General features: G+C 63.9%; 20 protein-coding genes. 16 read left to right on the forward strand and 4 right to left on the reverse strand.

Annotated elements, in window-relative coordinates; all coding sequences use genetic code 11:
* Window positions 1-60: 60 nt before the first annotated feature.
* Window positions 61-720 (reverse strand): GntR family transcriptional regulator, encoded by a 660-nt coding sequence (locus HMPREF0372_RS11275; RefSeq protein ID WP_110503350.1) that lies wholly within the window; start codon window positions 718-720, stop codon window positions 61-63.
* 219 nt (window positions 721-939) lie between these two features.
* Here HMPREF0372_RS11275 and HMPREF0372_RS11280 point away from each other — a divergent pair, with 219 nt between their 5' ends.
* From HMPREF0372_RS11280 to HMPREF0372_RS20690, 15 genes are all read left to right on the forward strand, one after another.
* Window positions 940-1665, forward strand: a complete 726-nt coding sequence (locus tag HMPREF0372_RS11280; protein ID WP_050810494.1) for a P-loop NTPase family protein — start codon at window positions 940-942, stop codon at window positions 1663-1665.
* Between the two features lie 52 nt (window positions 1666-1717).
* Complete coding sequence (locus tag HMPREF0372_RS11285; RefSeq protein WP_035300987.1) at window positions 1718-1921, forward strand: 4Fe-4S dicluster domain-containing protein; 204 nt, start codon at window positions 1718-1720, stop codon at window positions 1919-1921.
* 15 nt (window positions 1922-1936) lie between these two features.
* The gene (gene vorB, locus HMPREF0372_RS11290; RefSeq protein ID WP_039997310.1) at window positions 1937-3019 is read left to right on the forward strand and encodes a 3-methyl-2-oxobutanoate dehydrogenase subunit VorB; all 1083 of its coding nucleotides are present in this window, start codon (window positions 1937-1939) and stop codon (window positions 3017-3019) included.
* A 1-nt stretch (window position 3020) separates the two neighbouring features.
* A complete protein-coding gene (locus tag HMPREF0372_RS11295) occupies window positions 3021-3758 on the forward strand; it encodes a thiamine pyrophosphate-dependent enzyme (protein WP_007492426.1) in 738 nt (245 codons plus the stop codon).
* A gap of 15 nt (window positions 3759-3773) precedes the next feature.
* Complete coding sequence (locus HMPREF0372_RS11300) at window positions 3774-4322, forward strand: 2-oxoacid:acceptor oxidoreductase family protein (protein ID WP_007492427.1); 549 nt, start codon at window positions 3774-3776, stop codon at window positions 4320-4322.
* A 13-nt stretch (window positions 4323-4335) separates the two neighbouring features.
* Complete coding sequence (locus HMPREF0372_RS11305; protein WP_007492429.1) at window positions 4336-5247, forward strand: phosphate acyltransferase; 912 nt, start codon at window positions 4336-4338, stop codon at window positions 5245-5247.
* Between the two features lie 12 nt (window positions 5248-5259).
* Complete coding sequence (gene buk, locus HMPREF0372_RS11310) at window positions 5260-6342, forward strand: butyrate kinase (protein ID WP_007492431.1); 1083 nt, start codon at window positions 5260-5262, stop codon at window positions 6340-6342.
* A 199-nt stretch (window positions 6343-6541) separates the two neighbouring features.
* Window positions 6542-7222 carry a response regulator transcription factor gene (locus tag HMPREF0372_RS11315; protein WP_414016159.1) on the forward strand — a complete coding sequence of 227 codons (681 nt, stop codon included), beginning with the start codon at window positions 6542-6544 and terminating at the stop codon, window positions 7220-7222.
* Complete coding sequence (locus tag HMPREF0372_RS11320) at window positions 7215-8426, forward strand: sensor histidine kinase (RefSeq protein ID WP_007492435.1); 1212 nt, start codon at window positions 7215-7217, stop codon at window positions 8424-8426. The genes HMPREF0372_RS11315 and HMPREF0372_RS11320 overlap by 8 nt, the downstream gene beginning before the upstream one ends.
* Window positions 8427-8490: 64 nt before the next feature.
* Window positions 8491-8778 carry a DUF6506 family protein gene (locus tag HMPREF0372_RS11325; protein ID WP_039997313.1) on the forward strand — a complete coding sequence of 96 codons (288 nt, stop codon included), beginning with the start codon at window positions 8491-8493 and terminating at the stop codon, window positions 8776-8778.
* Between the two features lie 391 nt (window positions 8779-9169).
* On the forward strand, window positions 9170-10153 hold the full coding sequence (locus tag HMPREF0372_RS11330) for an ABC transporter ATP-binding protein (RefSeq protein ID WP_039997315.1): 984 nt from the start codon (window positions 9170-9172) through the stop codon (window positions 10151-10153).
* Entirely contained in the window at window positions 10150-11013 is an 864-nt protein-coding gene (locus tag HMPREF0372_RS11335) for an ABC transporter permease (protein WP_007492440.1), read from the forward strand. Before HMPREF0372_RS11330 ends, HMPREF0372_RS11335 begins: the two co-directional genes overlap by 4 nt.
* A complete protein-coding gene (locus HMPREF0372_RS11340) occupies window positions 11013-12464 on the forward strand; it encodes a GldG family protein (protein WP_007492442.1) in 1452 nt (483 codons plus the stop codon). The genes HMPREF0372_RS11335 and HMPREF0372_RS11340 overlap by 1 nt, the downstream gene beginning before the upstream one ends.
* The gene (locus HMPREF0372_RS20685; RefSeq protein ID WP_007492443.1) at window positions 12451-13230 is read left to right on the forward strand and encodes a DUF4340 domain-containing protein; all 780 of its coding nucleotides are present in this window, start codon (window positions 12451-12453) and stop codon (window positions 13228-13230) included. Before HMPREF0372_RS11340 ends, HMPREF0372_RS20685 begins: the two co-directional genes overlap by 14 nt.
* A gap of 2 nt (window positions 13231-13232) precedes the next feature.
* Window positions 13233-13835 (forward strand): hypothetical protein, encoded by a 603-nt coding sequence (locus HMPREF0372_RS20690; protein WP_230979287.1) that lies wholly within the window; start codon window positions 13233-13235, stop codon window positions 13833-13835.
* Between the two features lie 129 nt (window positions 13836-13964).
* Here the strand turns inward: HMPREF0372_RS20690 and HMPREF0372_RS11350 are convergent, their stop codons facing one another.
* The 3 genes from HMPREF0372_RS11350 to HMPREF0372_RS11360 all read right to left on the reverse strand — a co-directional run bounded on the left by HMPREF0372_RS11350 (window position 13965) and on the right by HMPREF0372_RS11360 (window position 16379).
* Window positions 13965-14567, reverse strand: coding sequence for a cytidylate kinase-like family protein (locus tag HMPREF0372_RS11350; protein ID WP_007492447.1), 603 nt, complete (start codon window positions 14565-14567; stop codon window positions 13965-13967).
* A 64-nt stretch (window positions 14568-14631) separates the two neighbouring features.
* Entirely contained in the window at window positions 14632-15897 is a 1266-nt protein-coding gene (locus tag HMPREF0372_RS11355) for an anti sigma factor C-terminal domain-containing protein (protein ID WP_007492449.1), read from the reverse strand.
* The gene (locus tag HMPREF0372_RS11360; RefSeq protein WP_007492450.1) at window positions 15894-16379 is read right to left on the reverse strand and encodes an RNA polymerase sigma factor; all 486 of its coding nucleotides are present in this window, start codon (window positions 16377-16379) and stop codon (window positions 15894-15896) included. Before HMPREF0372_RS11360 ends, HMPREF0372_RS11355 begins: the two co-directional genes overlap by 4 nt.
* Window positions 16380-16650: 271 nt before the next feature.
* Between HMPREF0372_RS11360 and gdhA the strand changes: the two genes are divergently transcribed.
* Window positions 16651-18004, forward strand: a 1354-nt coding sequence (gene gdhA, locus HMPREF0372_RS11365; protein WP_007492452.1) for an NADP-specific glutamate dehydrogenase, incomplete at its 3' end; no start/stop codon positions are given.

An 18004-nucleotide genomic window follows, 5' to 3' on the forward strand; every position in this document is an offset into this window, starting at 1 on the left:
GCCGCCGATCCGTTGGGATCGGCGGCGCTGCTTACTCTGGCCTCCATTTTCTGCGGCGTGTTACCGGGCCGCTTTCTCCTTCAGGACATACTCCATCAGAACCGGAATACACCGGTCGGTGTTCCGTTGCAGACAGACGCAGACCTCCTCGGCATCCCCCCTCCGGGCCGCCTCCAGCATGCCTTCAAAGTCCTCCGCATGGCTGCCGCGCTCGGTAAGGCAGTCGGCATAGATATACCGCAGCAGCAACTGCTGGCCCTGTATGGAGATCATATTCGCATCCAGCCGGCGATTGCCGCAGTGTGCGTAAAAGGTCCCCACAAAACGGTTAACCGCCATAACCTCGCTCTGTACATTCCTCGCCCGCCGGTACTCCTCCAGGTACTTTTCCAGCCCTGTCACGATTGCGGCCCGGTCGCCATGCGCCATGGCCAGGCGGATGGCAGCACAGTGGAGGGTCATGGCCAGCTGTTCAATCTCTGTGATGTCGTGCTGGTCCAAGTCCAGGATGTGGGCGCCCACGTTGTTCTCGTAGACCACCAGCCCCTCCTGCTGGAGCCTGTTTACCGCTTCCCGGATGGGGGTGCAGCTCACGCCCAGCTCATCCTGAAGCTCATTGACATTCAACTTGCTGCCCAAGGGACGCCGCAGCGTGATGATATCGCCGCGCAGCATTTCATACACCTGATCCACCAGGGAGCGCTTTTTGATCGCCGCCATGGTTTCGTCTCCTTCCATTTCATTTCTTGCAAGATATTATAACAGCGTCCGCTTTAAAAGACAAGCCCGGCCAGCGTTTTTCCCAAATCAATACACTCAATTTTGACACTTTTTCCAAACCTGGTCCACCCCCCTTGCAATTTAAAAAAAGTGTGGTATTCTTAACTCACAAATCTTGCAAGATACAAATTATATCTTGTTTGATTATAGGAGGTATCCATGGCACAGCAAACCTCAGTATCCAGTCTTCTGGATATGACTTCCAGCAGCAATGTTGTTTTCCTGGGCGAGGCGGGCAGCGGCAAAAGCGAGATTGCCCTTAATTTCGCCCAGGCACTGGCGGAACTGGGCGGCAAACCCGTCCACTTCTTTGACCTGGACATGACCAAGCCCCTCTTCCGCTCCAGAGACCGGCGCGAGGCCCTGGAGGCGCTGGGGGTGGAGGTCCACTACGAGGCCCAGTTTATGGATGCCCCCACCCTGACCGGCGGCGTGCGGCAGCGGCTGAACGATCCGCACTGCTGCGCCGTGCTGGACGTGGGGGGCGACTACATCGGCGCCCGCTCCATCGGGGGATATGCCCCCCTGCTCAACCGGGACGGCACTACGGTGTATTACGTGATCAACCCCTTCCGCCCCTGGTCGGCCACCCTGGAGCACATTGACCAGGTGCTGGGGGAGACCCTGGGAGTCTCCCATGTGGAGCTGGACCGGCTGCGGCTGGTGGGCAACCCCAACCTTGGGCCGGAGACCACCCCCGCCGACGTGGCGGAGGGCGCCCGGAGGCTCTGGGAGCTGGTGAGCCCCTACAAGCTGGTGGATTACCTGTGCGTCCGCCGGGAGCTGTGCGCCGCCCTGCCGGAGGGGCTGCCCTGCCCGGTGCTCCCCATCCGCCTGTGGCTGACCTATCCCTGGGCGGCCGGGCCGGAGCCGGACGCACCGTAAGCCCCCTATTCAATAGTTTGCAAGATGCAATATGCAAGAAGGAGATGTCAGTATGGCAAAAGTGGAAATTGTGGCGGAGCGCTGCAAGAGCTGCGGCTACTGCGTGAAGTTCTGCCCCAAGCAGGTGCTGGAGATCGGCACAGGCGTCAACTCCAAGGGCTATGAGTACGTGGTGCCCGTGCGCCCGGAGGACTGCATCGGCTGCGCCATCTGCGGCCGCATGTGCCCGGACGGGGCCATCGAGATCTACAAGTAAGGGGAGGAAGGCAATATGTCACGCGTATTTATGAAGGGCTGCGAGGCCATCGCCGAGGCGGCCGTGCGGGCGGGCTGCCGGTTCTTTGCCGGCTATCCCATCACCCCGCAGAACGAGATTCCCGAGTATTTTTCCCGTCGCATGCCCGAGGTGGGCGGCGTGTTCGTCCAGGGCGAGTCGGAGGTGGCCTCGGTGAACATGGTGTACGGCGCCGCCTCCGCCGGCGTGCGGGCCATGACCTCCTCCTCCTCCCCCGGAATCGCCCTGAAGAGCGAGGGCATCTCCTACTGCGCCGCCGCCCGCATCCCCATGGTGTACGCCAACATCTCCCGGGGCGGCCCGGGCGTCGGCTCCATCCAGCCCGCCCAGATGGACTACTTCCAGGCCACCAAGGCCAGCGGCAACGGCGGCTTCCAGATGATGGTCTTCGCCCCCTCCACCGTCCAGGAGGCGGTGGACATGACCTACGCCGCCTTTGACTACGCCGACCGGGACCGCAACCCGGTGCTCATCCTGGCCGACGGCGTCATCGGCACCATGATGGAGCCGGTGGTGCTGCCCGGGATGAAGAGCGAGGAGGAGGTGGCCGCCCTCAAGGCGTCCAAGCAGGGCTGGGCCTGCGTGGGCCACAAGCTGGACTACGCCCACCGCGCCTGGATCCAGCCGGGCCACTGGCTGACCAGCGACATGCAGAAGGCCAACGAGGACGCCGCCGCCCTGTACGCCTCCTGGGAGAAGGACGTGCAGGTGGAGGAGTACCGGCTGGAGGACGCCGAGGTGGTGCTCACCGCCTACGGCATCTCCGCCCGCATCTGCAAGTCCGCGGTGGATCTGCTCCGCGCCCAGGGCGTCAAGGCCGGCCTGATCCGCCCCATCACCGTCCACCCCTTCCCCTATGCCGCCTACGACCACATCGACTACAGCAAGGTGAAGGCCGTGCTGGACGTGGAGATGTCCATCCCCGCCCAGTTCGTGGACGACGTGGCGGTGTCTGTGAAGGACCGCTGCCCCATCGAGACGTGCCTGTGCTCCGGCGGCAACATCATGAGCCGCGACAAGGTCCTTGCCGCGGTCAAGAAGATCATGGAGGGCAAGTAAGATGGAAAAGATCTACGGAAGAACAAAAACCATCCAGGAGGACAAGGTCTCCGGCTTCTGCCCCGGCTGTATGCACTCCACCGTCATCAAGCTCATCGGCGAGGTGCTGGAGGAGATGGAGCTGGTGGACCGCGCCGCCTGCGTCCTGGGCATCGGCTGCTGCGGCCTGCACATGGACTATATCGCCTACGACAACACCACCGCGCCCCACGGCCGCGCCTGCGCCGTGGCCACCGGCATGAAGCGCTCCAATCCGGACAGCCTGGTCTTCACCTACCAGGGCGACGGCGACTTCGCCTCCATCGGCCTGGCCGAGTCTATTTCCGCCGCCAACCGCGGGGAGAACATCACCGTCATCTTCATCAACAACGGCATCTACGGCATGACCGGCGGCCAGATGGCCCCCACCACCCTGGTGGGCATGAAGGCCTCCACCGCCCCCCACGGCCGCGATCCCAAGGAGCACGGCTATCCCATGCACATGTGTGAGATTCTCAACCAGCTCACCGCGCCCGCCTACCTGGTGCGCACCAGCTGCAACACCCCCGCCAACGTCAACAAGACCAAGCAGGCCATTCACAAGGCCTTCCAGAACCAGCTGGACGGCAAGGGCTTCTCCATGGTGGAGATCGTCACCAGCTGCCCCACCAACTGGGGCCTGGATCCCATGAAGTCCCTGGAGTACATCGAAGAGAAGATGCTGCCCGAGTTCCCGCTGGGCGTCGTCCGCGACCGCTAAAGGAGGAGAGCGAACATGGAAACCAATCTCTGCGTGGCCGGCTTCGGCGGCCAGGGCGTCATGACCCTGGGCAAGTTCCTGGCGGACGCCACCTGTAATTCCACCGACAAGAACGTCACCTTCTTCCCCTCCTACGGCGCCGAGCAGCGCGGCGGCACCGCCAACTGCTTCGTGGTCATCTCCGACGAGGCCATCGGCGCCCCTCTGGGCGACGTGATGGACGATCTCATCGTCATGAACGGCCCCTCCCTCAAGAAGTTCATCGGCACCCTCAAGAGCGGCGGCACCCTGTTCATCAACAGCTCCATCGTCTCCGACGACATCGGCCGGGACGACGTGAAGCTGGTCAAGGCCCCCGTCACCGAGCTGGCCCTGGAGATGGGCAACGCCAAGGTGCTCAACGTCATCATGCTGGGCGTCTACGTGGGCTACACCGAGGTCATCGACCCCGCCATCGTCTGGCAGACCATCGAGCACAAGCTCTCCTCCAAGCCCAAGCTCCTGCCCCTCAACAAGCAGGCCTTTGAGAAGGGCCTGGAGCTGGGCCGCGCCCAGAAGCAGTAAGGAGGAATTCGGCATGGTATTTCACAATTTTGACGAGCTGATCGCCCACGTGAAGGGCCAGCCCAGCCGCGCCCGCATGGCCGTGGCCGCGGCGGGCGACGCCCACACCATCGAGGCCGTCCTGCGCGCCCGGGCCGAGGGGATTGTGACCCCCATCCTGGTGGGCGACAAGGCGGTGATCGACCAGGTGCTGGCGGAGCTGGGCGAGCACATCCCCGCGGAGGACATCCACGACGAGCCCGATCTGGCGGAGGCCGCCCGCAAGGCGGTGGCCCTGGTGCGGGCGGGTGAGGCCGACTTCCTGATGAAGGGCAAGCTGGACACCTCCGTGCTGCTCAAGGCCGTGGTGAATAAGGAGACCGGCCTGGGCAAGGGCGGCGTCATGAGCCACTTCACCGCCTTTGAAATCCCCACCTATCACAAGCTGCTGATGCCGGTGGACGGCGGCATGGTGACCTATCCCACCCTGGAGCAGAAGAAGGCCATCATCGAGAACACCGTGGGCGCCCTGCGGGCCATGGGCTACGACTGCCCCAAGGTGGGCGTGCTGGCCTGCGTGGAGAAGCTCAACCCCAAGATGCCCGAGACCGTGGAGGGCGACGCCCTGAAGCAGATGAACCAGCGGGGCGAGCTCACCGGCTGCGTGGTGGAGGGCCCCATCTCCTACGACTGCGCCGTCAGCCGCGAGATCGCCGCCTTCAAGGGCTTTGAAAGCCCCTGCGCCGGCGACTGCGACGTGCTGGTGGCCCCCAACATCCACGCCGGCAACATCATGGGCAAGATGCTCACCGTCACCTGCAAGGCCAAGATGGCCGGCTTCATCGTGGGCGCCCGGTGCCCCATCGTCATGACCAGCCGCGGCTCCTCCGCCGAGGAGAAGTACCTGTCCATCGTCATCTCCGCCGCGGCCGCCCGGAATCAGTAAGGAGGAACCCCAATGGAGCGACTTTTGATTCTCAACCCCGGCTCTACGTCCACCAAGCTGGCCGTCTTTGACGGGGAGGAGCCCCTGTTCGTGGAGTCCATCACCCACTCCGCCGAGGAGCTCGCCCCCTTCGACTGCGTGGCCGACCAGTATGAATTCCGCCGCGAGCTGGTGCTGGACTGCCTGAAGCGGCACAGCGTCCCGCTGGACTCCCTCACCGCCATCGTCTCCCGGGGCGGCCTGCTGACCCCCATCGAGGCGGGGGCCTACGAGGTCAACGACGACATGGTGTGGCAGCTCAAGAACAAGCCCCAGAACGAGCACGCCTCCAACGTGGGCGCGATGATCGCCCGTTCCATCAGCCTCCAGCTTGGCATCCCCGCCTATATCTACGATGGGGTCACGGTGGACGAGCTGCTGCCCATTAACAAGCTCACCGGCCTGCCCTCCATGCGCCGCAAGGGCATGGGCCACAACCTGAACACCCGCGCCGCGGCCCTGCGCTACGCCCGGGAGAGCGGCAGGGACTACAAGGACATCACCGTCATCGTAGCCCACCTGGGCGGCGGCATCTCCGTCAACCTGCACCACAACGGGAAGATTGAGGACTTCATCAACGACGAGGAGGGCCCCTTCTCCCCCGAGCGCGCCGGCGGACTGCCCATGTTTGACGTGATTAAGGAATGCTTCAGCGGCCGGTACGACTACAAGGGCATGATGAAGCTGGTGAAGAACCAGGGCGGCCTGATGGCCCACCTGGGCACCACTGACAGCCGCGCGGTGGAGCAGATGATCCAGAGCGGCGACGCCCACGCCAAGCTGGTCTACGACGCCATGATCCTCAACATCGCCAAGAACATCGCCAAGTGCGCCCCCAACGTGTGCGGCAAGGTGGACTCCATTCTCCTCACCGGCGGCATCGCTTACTCCCAGTATGTCACCAGCGAGATTGAGAAGCGGGTCTCCTTCCTGGCCCCCGTGGTGGTCTACCCCGGCGAGGACGAGATGCGCTCCCTGGCCCTGGGCGGCCTGCGGGTGCTCCGCGGGCAGGAAACGGCCAAAATTTTTCATAAATCAGAGTCCGCTAACGGATAGAATGATTCTGACTGCTTCAATAGTGGAGCCGGATGCCGTACCATCGGTATCCGGCTCCATTTTTCTAAGAATATCTCCTCCCATCTCTATCAGCCATCAGGCAGGGGACGCCGCGAAAGATCCGCTGGTTTTCAGCTTCCTTTCAGCTTCGTTCTGTATTATGATCAGAAAGACACGTGGGACAAACGCAGGAGGGACAGTGTTGAAAATTTTGATTATAGAGGACGAACAGCTGCTGGCCGACTCCATCGCCGAGGTGCTGCGGCGGAAGGGCTTTGAGGCGGAGGCCGTCTATGACGGGGAGACCGGGGCGGAATACGCGGAGCTGGGCGTCTACGACCTGCTGATTCTGGACGTGATGATGCCCGGCCTGGACGGCTACACCGTGGCCCGGCAGGTACGCGCCAGGCATCTGGGCACCCCCATTCTGATGCTTACCGCCCGCTCCGGCCTGGAGGACCGCATCACCGGTCTGAACGCGGGGGCCGACTACTACCTCACCAAGCCTTTTGACACCCGGGAGCTGCTGGCCTGCGTCAACGCCCTGCTGCGCCGGCAGGGCGCCCAGGTCAATCAGCTCACCCTGGGCAATACATCTCTGGATCTGTCCACCGCCGCCCTCTCCTGCGGGGCGGACAGCATCCGGCTGTCCGCCAGGGAGTTCGACATCATGCGGCTGCTCCTCCAGGCGGGCGAGCGCAATTTGTCCAAGGCGGCCCTGCTGGAGCGGGTATGGGGGTACGACTCCGACGCGGTGGAAAACCATGTGGAGGTCTACGTCTGCTTTCTGCGGAAAAAGCTCGCCAGCATCGGTTCCAACATCCGCATCGAGTCCATCCGCCGGCTGGGCTACCACCTGGAGGTGAGCGGCGATGATTAAGCGGCTGCGCCTGAAGTTCATTATCATCAACATGGGCATCGCCACCATCCTGCTCAGCGCCATACTGGGCCTGGTGTTCTACTTCACCAGCGCCAATCTGGAGACCGAGAGCATCCGTATGATGGAGCGCATCGCCAGCCAGCCCTTTCAAATGAACGCACCGGGCGAGCTGGGGGAGGACGTGCGCCTGCCCTTCTTCACGCTGCAGCTCGGCCCCCACGGCGAGCTGCTGGACGCCAGCGGTGGCTACTACGACCTGTCCGACGACGCCTTTCTGGGCGGCCTGGCCCAGGCCGCTGCGGCCTCCCCCCGCCGCCTGGGGGTGCTGGAGGAGTATAACCTGCGCTATTACCGCTCCGACGCACCCATGAGCCGCTTCCTGGTGTTCGCGGACATCTCCAGTGAGCGGGCCACGCTGGACGGACTGCGCAGAACCTGCCTCCTGATCGGCGGTCTGAGTTTCCTGGCCTTCCTATGGGTCAGCGTTTTGCTCTCCAAGTGGGCGGTGCGCCCGGTGGAGCGGGCCTGGCAGCAACAGCGGCAATTCGTCGCGGCCGCCTCCCACGAGCTGAAAACCCCGCTGACCGTCATCATGACGGATGCGGAGCTGCTCCAGGACGAGGCGGACGAGGCCAGGCGGAGCACTTTTTCCAGCAGCATCCTCACCATGTCCCGGCAGATGCGCGCCCTGATCGAGCAGATGCTGGAGCTGGCCCGCACGGACAGCGCCGAATCCCACCTTGTGCTCCGGCCGGTGGATCTCAGCGTTCTGACCGCCCGGAGCCTCCTGCCCTTTGAGCCGCTGTTCTTTGAGCAGGGCCTCACCCTGATCTCCCAGGTGGACGAGGGGATCACCGTCAGCGGCGATGAGGAATCGCTGCGGCGGGTGCTGGAGATTCTGCTGGACAACGCACAAAAGTACTCCAGCCCCGGCGGCGAGACCCAGGTAACTCTCCACCGGAGGGGGCGGAATCACTGTGCGCTGACGGTGGCCAACCAGGGGGAACCGATCCCGCCGGAGGCCCGCCGCCAGATCTTCCAGCGCTTTTACCGCGCTGATCCGGCCCGGAGCCGGAATGGCAGCTTCGGCCTGGGGCTGTCCATTGCCGAGGGCATTGTGGCCCAGCACCACGGAACCATTGACGTAACGTGTGCCGGAGGCTTTAACCGCTTCCGGGCGGAGCTGCCCTGCCGACAGGAGTAGCGGCGCCGGAGTAAGCCGCGTCCAGAAATCAGAGAATGAAATCAGAGATACAGGAGGCATGTGTATGAAATTTGCATTTTTGATCCTGGGGGACTTTTGCCCGGAGACCGACCGGGCGGCCATACACGGCGGAGCGGCGCAGATGCGCGGCGTCTCCACCCTGGAGGGCGCCTGTGCGGCCGCGCAGGAGCTGCTGGAGCAGGGCGTCGGCTGCATCGAGCTGTGCGGCGCCTTCGGCCCGGACGGCGCGCGGAGGATCATCGAGGCCACCGGAAACCGGATTCCGGTGGGATATGTCACCCACCTGCCGGAGCAGGAGGCCGTCTACCGCGCCGCTTTCCCCAATGACTGACCGGAGCAGCGCTCCGAACGACCGCGCGAGGGTGCGGCCCTGCTGGGCCGCACCCCAGCCTGTCAAAAAAGTCTTTTCGACAGGCTGGGGGGACATTTTGAAACTCTGAAAAAGTTTCAAAATGTCGCTTGATCCAACGCGAACGGCCCAGGCCGGTCTCTCTTGGCCTACGGCCAATTCACCTCCAGGGAACCCTGACGGTTCCCTTTCACACTATCCTTCCCTCCGAACGCTTTAGCAGGAGGGTCTATGGACAACCTGAGGGTGCGGCCCCGCTGGGCCGCACCCTCAGGTTGTCCTCCGGGGAACCGGGCTTTCAGCGTCGTTTCAGCATTTCTCTTTATAATGACCTCGGGTGCCACGCACTCAAATGGAATCGAGGAGGTCAACCATGATCACAGTGGAACACCTGACAAAGTGTTATGGAGATTTCCTGGCGGTGGACGATCTCTCCTTTGAAATCGAGGAGGGGCATGTCTACGGCTTCCTGGGGCCAAACGGCGCGGGAAAGTCCACCACCATGAACATCATAACCGGCTGCCTGTCCGCCACAAGCGGGCGTGTGCGCATCGACGGGCACGACATTTTCGAGGAACCCGGCGCGGCCAAGCGGCTCATCGGCTACCTGCCGGAGCAGCCGCCCCTCTATCTGAACGAGACTCCAGTGGAATACCTGCGGTTCGTGGGCGAGGCCAAGGGGCTGCGGGGCGGGGCGCTGGAACGCCAGATCGCGGAGGTGGTGGAACAGACCAGGCTCACCGGCGTGCGCCACCGCTGCATCTCCGCGCTCTCCAAGGGCTACCGGCAGCGGGTAGGCATTGCCCAGGCGCTGCTGGGCAGCCCCAGGGTTATCATTCTGGATGAGCCCACGGTGGGGCTGGACCCCCTCCAGATCATTGAGATCCGGGAGCTCATCCGGCAGCTGGGCCAGACCCATACGGTTCTGTTCAGCTCCCACATCCTGTCCGAGGTGCAGACCATCTGCGATCAGATCCTCATGATCGCCCACGGGAGGCTGGCGGCCTTCGGCGCGCCCGACGAGCTGGAGAGCCGCCTGCTCAGCCCCAACGAGATCACCCTGACCGCCGAGGGGACGGAGGAGCAGGTGCGCGCCCTTCTGGACGGCATCGGCGCCATCACCGGCCGGTCCATCACGGCGGAGGAGGGCGGCCTCGTCACCGCGCGCCTCAGAACCGGCCGGGAGGCAAGCCTCCACGACGTCTCCCGCGCCCTCTTCTTCGCCTTTGCCGGGGCGGGGGTTCCCCTGCTGGAGATGGCGCTGAAGAAGGCCAATCTGGAGGATATCTTCATCGAACTGACGGAACAGAGCGCGGAGGCCCCGGCCGCCGCGGAGGGAGAGGAGGAGCAGGCATGACCGCCGTATTCAAGCATGAGCTGAGAAGCTATTTTCACTCCCTGACCGCCTATGTGTTCGGCGCGTTTCTGCTGGCCTTCATCGGCATCGGCGCCATGCTCTACAACCTCCAGGCCGCGGTCAGCAACTTCGAGTATGTCCTCAGCTTCGCCAGCCTGGTCTTTGTGGTCATCGTGCCGGTGCTGACCATGCGGGTGCTGGCCGAGGAGCGCAGGCAGAAGACCGACCAGCTACTCTACTCCCTGCCCATCACCACCGTGCAGATCATCGCCGGGAAATATCTGGCCCTGCTGGTGCTGTACCTGATCCCTCTGGCCATCATCGCGGTCTATCCGCTGATCTTCGCCCAGTTCGGCGACGTCTATCTGCTTACCTCCTACGGCTCCATCCTGGCCTTTTTCCTGCTGGGCGCGGCCCTGATCGCCGTGGGGGTCTTTCTCTCCTCGCTGACCGACAACCAGGGCTTGGCTGCCGGTCTGGGCATCGCGGTCATTCTGCTGAACTACTACAGCGTCAGCCTCTCCGAGTATGTCTCCTCCACCCCGGTGGGGGCGCTGGCCGCCCTGCTGGTGCTCATTCTGGCGGCGGGTGCCGTGGTGCGCTATCTGACCCGAAACAGCAACCTGGCCTACGGCGTCTGTCTGGTGCTGCTGGCCACGGTGGCGGCCCTGTACTTCGTGGACAGCACCGCCTTCGAGGGCCTGCTGCCCACGGTGATGTCCGCCCTCTCCCTCTTTGAGCGGTTTTACACCTTTGTCAACGGCGTGTTCGATCTGACGGCCGTGTTCTACTACCTGACGGTGGCCGCCCTCTTCCTGTTCCTCTCGGTGCAGTCTTTGGAGAAAAGGAGGTACAACTGATGAAGAAGCGGCCGAATGCAACACCCTCCGGCCCGGCGGGACACAGCCACCAGGCCTTTCAGGGCGGAACCTACTCCCTGATGCTGACGGCGGCGGTGCTGGCGCTGCTCATCGTCCTCAATCTTCTGGTGAGCGCCCTGCCCACCAACCTGACCCAGTATGACATCAGCGCCTCCAAGCTCTACTCCGTCACCAGCAACACCAAGGTGGTGGTCAACGCGCTGGAGCAGGACGTGACCATCTACTGGATCGTGCAGTCCGGCGAGGAGGACGCGGTGATTGAAAACCTCCTGGGCAAATACGAGAGCCTGTCCGACCACATTACCGTGGTCAAGAAAAACCCCGACGTCTACCCCACCTTCGCCGAGCAGTACACCGACGAGGCGGTGAAGAACAACAGCCTGGTGGTGGAGTGCGGGGAGCGCAGCCGGTTTATCTCCTACGGCGACATCTATCTGTCTGAGCCGGACATGTACACCTACTCCTACAACACCTCCTTTGACGGCGAGGGCGCCATCACCTCGGCCATCGATTATGTGGTCAACGCCGAGCAGCCCCAGCTCTACCGGCTGGAGGGCCACGGCGAGAGCGCGCTGCCCTCCACCTTCCAGGAGCAGCTGGAGAAGGCGAACATGGAGCTGCACGACCTCTCCCTGCTGACCGTGGACGCCATTCCCGAGGACGCCGCCTGCCTCCTCATCTACGCCCCCACCAGCGACATCTCCGAGGAGGAGCGGGATATGCTCGCCGACTATGTGACCGGCGGCGGCAAGCTGCTGGTCATGGCCGGCCCGGTGGATGGCACCTCCCTGGACAACCTCTACAGCCTCCTGTCCGAGTACGGTGTGACGGCCAACGAGGGGATTGTGATCGAGTCCGACCGAGAGCACTATGTCCTCCAGGCGCCCTTCGCCCTCCTGCCCGACCTGGACTCCAGCGCCATCACCGACTCCCTGATCGACGAGCGCTACTTCCCCATCCTGCCCCTCTCTCTGGGCCTCACCGTGGGGGAGGACACCAACGGCGCCACGGTCACCCCCCTGCTCACCACCTCGGACGCCTCCTACAGCAAGCTGGCCGGCTACGAGCTGGACACCTACGACAAGGAGGAGGGGGATCTGGACGGCCCCTTCACCCTGGCGGTCTCCGTGGAGGCCGGCAGCGGCCAGATGGTGTGGTTCTCCTCCTCCGCCTTCCTGGACGACAAGTATAACGCCCTTTCGTCGGGGGCCAACGTGAACCTGGGGATGAACGCCCTGTCCTCCCTGGTGGGGGAGAGCGAGGCCATGGCCATCCGCAGCAAGTCCCTGAACTACAACTACCTGACCATCAGCGAGTCCACCTCCTCCCTGCTGAAGGTGCTCATGATCGGCATCGTACCCCTGGCCTACCTGGGCGTCGGCATCGCCGTGGTCGTAAAGAGAAGGAGGATGCAGAATGAAGCGGTATAAGCGGCTCTATGTGGTGCTGGCGGTGCTTCTGGCGGCCTGTATCGCCACCTTTGCCCTCAGCCGGTACAAGGCCCAAAAGGAGCAGATCCAGACCAGCGGGGAGACCATCCTCTCCATCTCCGCCGACGAGGTGGAGAGCCTCTCCTGGGACTACGACGGGCAGACCCTGTCCTTCCACCGGGACGGAGCCTGGAGCTACGACGACGACGCGGCCTTCCCGGTGGACGCCGAGCAGATGAACCTACTTCTGGAACCCTTCGCGGCCTTCGGCGCCGCCTTTATCATCGAAGATGTGGACGATCTGGGGCAGTACGGCCTGGATAACCCGGTGTGCACCATCCGCATCACCGCCGGCGGGGAGACTCATACAATCCAACTGGGGGACTACAGCAAGATGGACGCCCAGCGGTATGTCTCCATTGGGGACGGAAACGTGTACCTGGCGGCCCACGACCCCCTGGACGAGTTTGACGTGACCCTGGACGAGCTGATCGACCAGGACGACATCCCCGCCTTCGGCCAGGTGTCGGAGCTGCGCTTCTCCGGCGCGGAGAACTACGCCGTCTCCTACCAGGAGGACGGCGGCAACACCTACCGGGAGGACGATGTGTACTTCACCGAGCGGGACGGGGCGCAGGTCCCGCTGGATCCCGACCGGGTGGAGGACTATCTCCAGGCCATCCAGTCCCTGTCGCTGACGGACTGCGTGACCTACAGCGCCAACGACGACATCTCCAGTCCTGCGGCCTGGACAGCCCCGAGCTGACCATCGAGGTCGCCTACGACGGAGAGGACGGGGCCTCCGGCACCTTTACGCTGAACGTCAGCCGCGATCCGGATGAGCGGGCGGCGGAGGCCCCCGCCGACGGGGAGAGCGAGGAGGAGGTCACCGCCTACGCCCGGGTGGGCCAGTCCAAGCTGCTCTATCAGATTACCGGCGCGGAGTACGAGGCGCTGATGGCCGCCTCCTATGACGCTCTCCGGCACCAGGAGGTACTGCCCGCCGCGCTGGAGGATATCAGCCAGGTGGACGTGACCCTGGAGGGCGAGACCTGCACCCTCACCGCGGCGGACGGCGCGGACGGGCCGGCCTTCGCCTATCAGGGCGAGACGCTGGAGAACACCGATTTTCAGAGCGCCCTCCAGGCCCTGACCGCCGTGTCCTTCACCGATGAGGCCCCCACGGGCAAGGAGGAGATCACCCTGACCCTCCATCTGGAGGGGGAGGGCTCCCCCTCCGTCCAGATCGCCCTCTACCGCTTTGACGGGGAGAACTGCCTAGCCACGTTGGATGGCAAACCGCTGTGTCTGGTGGATCGGAGCGCGGCGGTGGCGCTCATTGAGGCGGTTCACGCCATTGTGCTCAACTGAACGCCATACGGAAAAGAGGCCCCGGAATCACTTGGGATTCCGGGGCCTCTCAGCTTCTTGTCAAATTCTTGTCAAACGAATTGTCTGCTCCGGCGCGGACGGTCCGGGCCGGTGGGCTGTCCCCGCAGCTTACGCTCCGGTCCCGCCCGCCACGGCCAGCGCCGCGGCCTTGATGGTGGCCACCGCCGCGGCAATGCCCATATGACTGCTGACGCACAGGTCATATTCCCGGCTCTGGCCCCATTTCCCGGTGGCAAAGTAGTTGTAGTAGGAGGCGCGGGCCCTGTCCTGGCGGAGCACATAGGCCTCCAGGTTGGGCTCCTGGACGCCGTACTCCTCTCGGGCCCGGCGCACCCGCTCGTCCAGCGGAGCGTGCACAAAGACGCTCAGCCGCCTGGGGTCGTCCCGCAGAATGTAGTCGGCGCACCGGCCCACGATGACGCAGGACTCCCTGGACGCGGCCTCCTTGATGACCTTGGCCTGGGCAATGAACACCTGGTCGGGCACCGACGGAGTCTGTACCGCGGTGTAGAGGTCGTACAGGAAGCTGTTGGTGGGACGTTGATGCTCGGAATCCCGGATGAAATTCTCCGAGAATCCGGTCTTCCTGGCCACCGCCGTGATGAGCTCCTTGTCGTAGAAGGTGATACCCAGCTCCTCCGACAGCTGCTTGGCGATGAGCCGCCCGCCGGAACCGTACTCCCGGCCGATGGTGATGACAACGTGCTTCATAAGGACACCTCCTATCCTGATTTTATTATAATACAAACCCGCCGGTTCGTCAAAGCGGATTTTCTCAACCCCAGCCGAATGTCCCGCCGGCAGAGTACTTGGAGGGCAGTACGGTGTCGATGGCGATTTTGTCCACGTCCCCGTTCTCCCACAGGCGGAGCAGATCGTCAGCCTCGGCGTACACCAGCGCGCCGGTCACCTCCACGCCGTTGGCCTCCACATAGGCGGCGGCCTCCGCGAAATAGCTCTGATAGTAGTCCGCCCAGACCTCGCCCCCCAGCAGGGCCTCTATTGCCTGAGGCCGGTCGTTCACATAGGCCAACAGGCTGCGGAACCGCTGTTCATAGGCCACGCCCACGGCCCGCTCCAGACTGGCCTGGGCCCAGTTAAACATGGGATAGTCCTCCCAGTCGGGACTGAAGCCGCTGCCCCGCGCATCCAGCATGGGGAATCCCAGCATGCTCTCCTCCCCCGTACGGACGCCCGCCCACAGAAAGCGGATACCGCTGTACTCCTGCTGCTCCTCCAGCCAGTACAGCTTTACGGGGTTCAGATGCTCCGGAAAATGCACCCACGCCGCCACATAGGAGGTGCCGGGCAGCTCGCGCAGGTAGTCCTGGGTGTGGCGGCTGAATTCCAGTTTATCACTGACGCGCCCGCTCTCCGCCGACTCCATAATCTCCAGAATACTCCGCCCCGGACTGGAGTGCCCCCAGAATCCGTCTGCATGGGGGCCCAGCTCGCCGCTCCGCTGGCTCGTCTCCCCGGTGAGCCACGCCTCCGTCTCCACCGTGAGGGTGTAGCGCCCGAACCCCTCCGGCTGCGCCGAGGCGGCTGTCACCGTCGCCCCCGGGGCGAGCAGGCTGTAAAGGGCAGTAAGATCCACCGCCACGTCCTGACTCTCCACGCGCAGATGGCGCTCCACCTCCTCCGGCGGCAGGTCTCCGATTCTGATCACCTCCACGCCGTTCTCCTTTACAAGAGAGGCCGGCGCGCGATCTTCCATTCCGCCCACCGTGTAGGCGTTTGGCTGATAGTACAGGGAGGACACCAGGGGGCTGACCACAAAGCGCACCCCCAGCAGGGCGGCCAGCACGATGCAGGCCGCCCACACCGCCGTCCGCCGCAGGCGGCGGTTTACCTTCTTCTGAATGTGCCGTACCTCTCCGGCGGGGGCCTGCGTCTCCGCCGCCCCCAGCGCGTCCTCCACCTGCTCGGCCAGGTAGTCGGCAATGGCCTCGCTCTTCTCCAGCTCGGCCTCCACCAGGGCCCGCTCCTCCTCGCTGGCCTGCCCGGCCCGGTATTTGTCCAGCAGTTCCCGAAATGTCATATCTGTCCCTCCAATCTGCTCTTCAGCTTCTTCCGCGCCCGGCACAGCAGGGTGCGGGCCGCTCCGGGGGTGAGTCCCATGGCCTCCCCCGCCTCCTTCAGGGAGAGCCCTCCATAATAGTGGAGGGTGACGATCTCCCGATCCACCGGGGAGAGGGCCTGCACCGCCCGGTAGACGGCCCGGCGCCGTTCCTCCTGGAGCAGCTCCTCCAGCACGTCTCCCTCCGCCGCCAGCTCGGGGCCTGGCGGCTCCGGGGCCAGGCGGCGGCTGCGCCGCACCTGATCCAGCCACAGGTTGCGGCACACCTTATACAGCCAGCTCCGCCACCCGGCGTCCGCCCCGTCCAGGGCCAGCAGGGCGCGGCAAAAGGCCTCCGCGGTCAGATCCTGGGCCTGGGCCTCGTTCTGGCACAGGGAATAGGCGTAGAGATACAGCTCTCCGGCATAGCGCCGGTACAGCTCCTCCAGCGTGCGCGGCTCCACTCCGCTCCCCCCTTTCTGTCTATTCAACGTCTCAGCCGAAAAAAGGTTACACTTTCTCCGGCATCTTGCATCACTCAATTCATTTTTTGCAGAACAGCCCAATTCCCCGGTGGCTTTCCCGTCATTTTTGCAATTTTATTTTTTTCTCTTGCATTTTTAGGGAAAACAGATTATAATAGCTCCATCGTGGAAGCGCGGGGCCTCTCCCCCGCGTTCATCGCTCAAATTCGGCCGCCTGCCGGGCAGGCGCCACGCAAAGGGGTTTGGCAATATGGCATTTACCTTTACCAATTCGTATCTCCAGGGTGTCTATGAAGATGTCTGCAAAAAGAATGCCCACGAGCCGGAGTTCCTCCAGGCCGTCGGCGAGGTGCTGGAGTCCCTCCAGCCCGTGGTGGAGCAGAACCAGCGGCTGGCCAAGTCCGGCGTCATTGACCGGATCGTGGAGCCGGAGCGCAGCCTGCTGTTCCGCATCTCCTGGGTGGACGACCACGGCCGGGTGCAGGTCAACCGGGGCTACCGGGTGCAGTTCTCCACCGCCATCGGCCCCTCCAAGGGCGGCCTGCGGTTCCACCCCTCCGTCAACCTGTCCATCATCAAATTCCTGGGCTTCGAGCAGGTGTTCAAGAACTCCCTGACCGGCCTGCCCATGGGCGGCGGCAAGGGCGGCGCGGACTTTGACCCCAAGGGCAAGAGCGACAACGAGGTTATGCGCTTCTGCCAGTCCTTTATGACCGAGCTGCAGCGCCACATCGGCCCCGACACCGATGTGCCCGCCGGCGACATCGGCGTGGGAGCCCGCGAGATTGGCTACCTGTTCGGCCAGTACAAGCGCATCCGCAACGAATTCAACGGCGTGCTCACCGGCAAGGGCCTGAGCTACGGCGGCTCCCTGGCCCGCACCGAGGCCACCGGCTACGGCCTGTGCTACTTCGCCGACGAGATGCTCAAGGCCGCCGGCAAGTCCTTCCAGGGCCAGAGCGTGGTGATCTCCGGCTCCGGCAACGTGGCCATCTACGCCAACCAGAAGGCCACCGAGCTGGGCGGCAAGGTCATCGCCATGAGCGATTCCAACGGCTATATTGTAGACGAAAACGGCATTGACTACAAGGTGATCCAGGAGATCAAGGAGGTCAAGCGCGCCCGCATCAAGACCTATCTGGACTATGTACCCACTGCCAAGTATTTCGAGGGCTGCCAGGGCATCTGGACGGTACCCTGCGGCATCGCCCTCCCCTGCGCCACCCAGAACGAGCTGCCCCTGGAGGGGGCCAAGGCCCTGGTGGAGCACGGCTGCTTCGCCGTGGCCGAGGGCGCCAACATGCCCTCCACCCCCGAGGCGGTGGCCTGGTTCCAGGAGCACGGCGTCCTCTTCGCCCCCGCCAAGGCGTCCAACGCCGGCGGCGTGGCCACCTCCGGCCTGGAGATGAGCCAGAACTCCATGCGCCTGAGCTGGAGCTTCGAGGAGGTTGACCAGAAGCTGCACACCATCATGCGCAACATCTACCACAACGCCGCCAACGCCGCCGCCGAGTACGGCATGGAGGGCAATCTGGTGGCCGGCGCCAACATCGCGGGCTTCATGAAGGTGGCCGACGCGATGATCTGGCAGGGCGTCAGCTATT

This window comes from Flavonifractor plautii ATCC 29863, assembly GCF_000239295.1.
Taxonomy (GTDB): Bacteria; Bacillota; Clostridia; order Oscillospirales; family Oscillospiraceae; genus Flavonifractor; species Flavonifractor plautii.

Coding starts and splice junctions, on each gene's coding strand:
- vorB (WP_039997310.1), top strand. CDS start 1,937: ATGTCACGCGTATTTATGAAGGGCTGCGAGGCCATCGCCGAGGCGGCC.
- HMPREF0372_RS11275 (WP_110503350.1), bottom strand. CDS start 720: ATGGCGGCGATCAAAAAGCGCTCCCTGGTGGATCAGGTGTATGAAATG.
- HMPREF0372_RS11300 (WP_007492427.1), top strand. CDS start 3,774: ATGGAAACCAATCTCTGCGTGGCCGGCTTCGGCGGCCAGGGCGTCATG.
- HMPREF0372_RS11280 (WP_050810494.1), top strand. CDS start 940: ATGGCACAGCAAACCTCAGTATCCAGTCTTCTGGATATGACTTCCAGC.
- HMPREF0372_RS11305 (WP_007492429.1), top strand. CDS start 4,336: ATGGTATTTCACAATTTTGACGAGCTGATCGCCCACGTGAAGGGCCAG.
- HMPREF0372_RS11325 (WP_039997313.1), top strand. CDS start 8,491: ATGAAATTTGCATTTTTGATCCTGGGGGACTTTTGCCCGGAGACCGAC.
- HMPREF0372_RS11350 (WP_007492447.1), bottom strand. CDS start 14,567: ATGAAGCACGTTGTCATCACCATCGGCCGGGAGTACGGTTCCGGCGGG.
- HMPREF0372_RS11320 (WP_007492435.1), top strand. CDS start 7,215: ATGATTAAGCGGCTGCGCCTGAAGTTCATTATCATCAACATGGGCATC.
- HMPREF0372_RS11285 (WP_035300987.1), top strand. CDS start 1,718: ATGGCAAAAGTGGAAATTGTGGCGGAGCGCTGCAAGAGCTGCGGCTAC.
- buk (WP_007492431.1), top strand. CDS start 5,260: ATGGAGCGACTTTTGATTCTCAACCCCGGCTCTACGTCCACCAAGCTG.
- HMPREF0372_RS11330 (WP_039997315.1), top strand. CDS start 9,170: ATGATCACAGTGGAACACCTGACAAAGTGTTATGGAGATTTCCTGGCG.
- HMPREF0372_RS11295 (WP_007492426.1), top strand. CDS start 3,021: ATGGAAAAGATCTACGGAAGAACAAAAACCATCCAGGAGGACAAGGTC.
- HMPREF0372_RS20685 (WP_007492443.1), top strand. CDS start 12,451: ATGAAGCGGTATAAGCGGCTCTATGTGGTGCTGGCGGTGCTTCTGGCG.
- HMPREF0372_RS11355 (WP_007492449.1), bottom strand. CDS start 15,897: ATGACATTTCGGGAACTGCTGGACAAATACCGGGCCGGGCAGGCCAGC.
- HMPREF0372_RS11335 (WP_007492440.1), top strand. CDS start 10,150: ATGACCGCCGTATTCAAGCATGAGCTGAGAAGCTATTTTCACTCCCTG.
- HMPREF0372_RS11340 (WP_007492442.1), top strand. CDS start 11,013: ATGAAGAAGCGGCCGAATGCAACACCCTCCGGCCCGGCGGGACACAGC.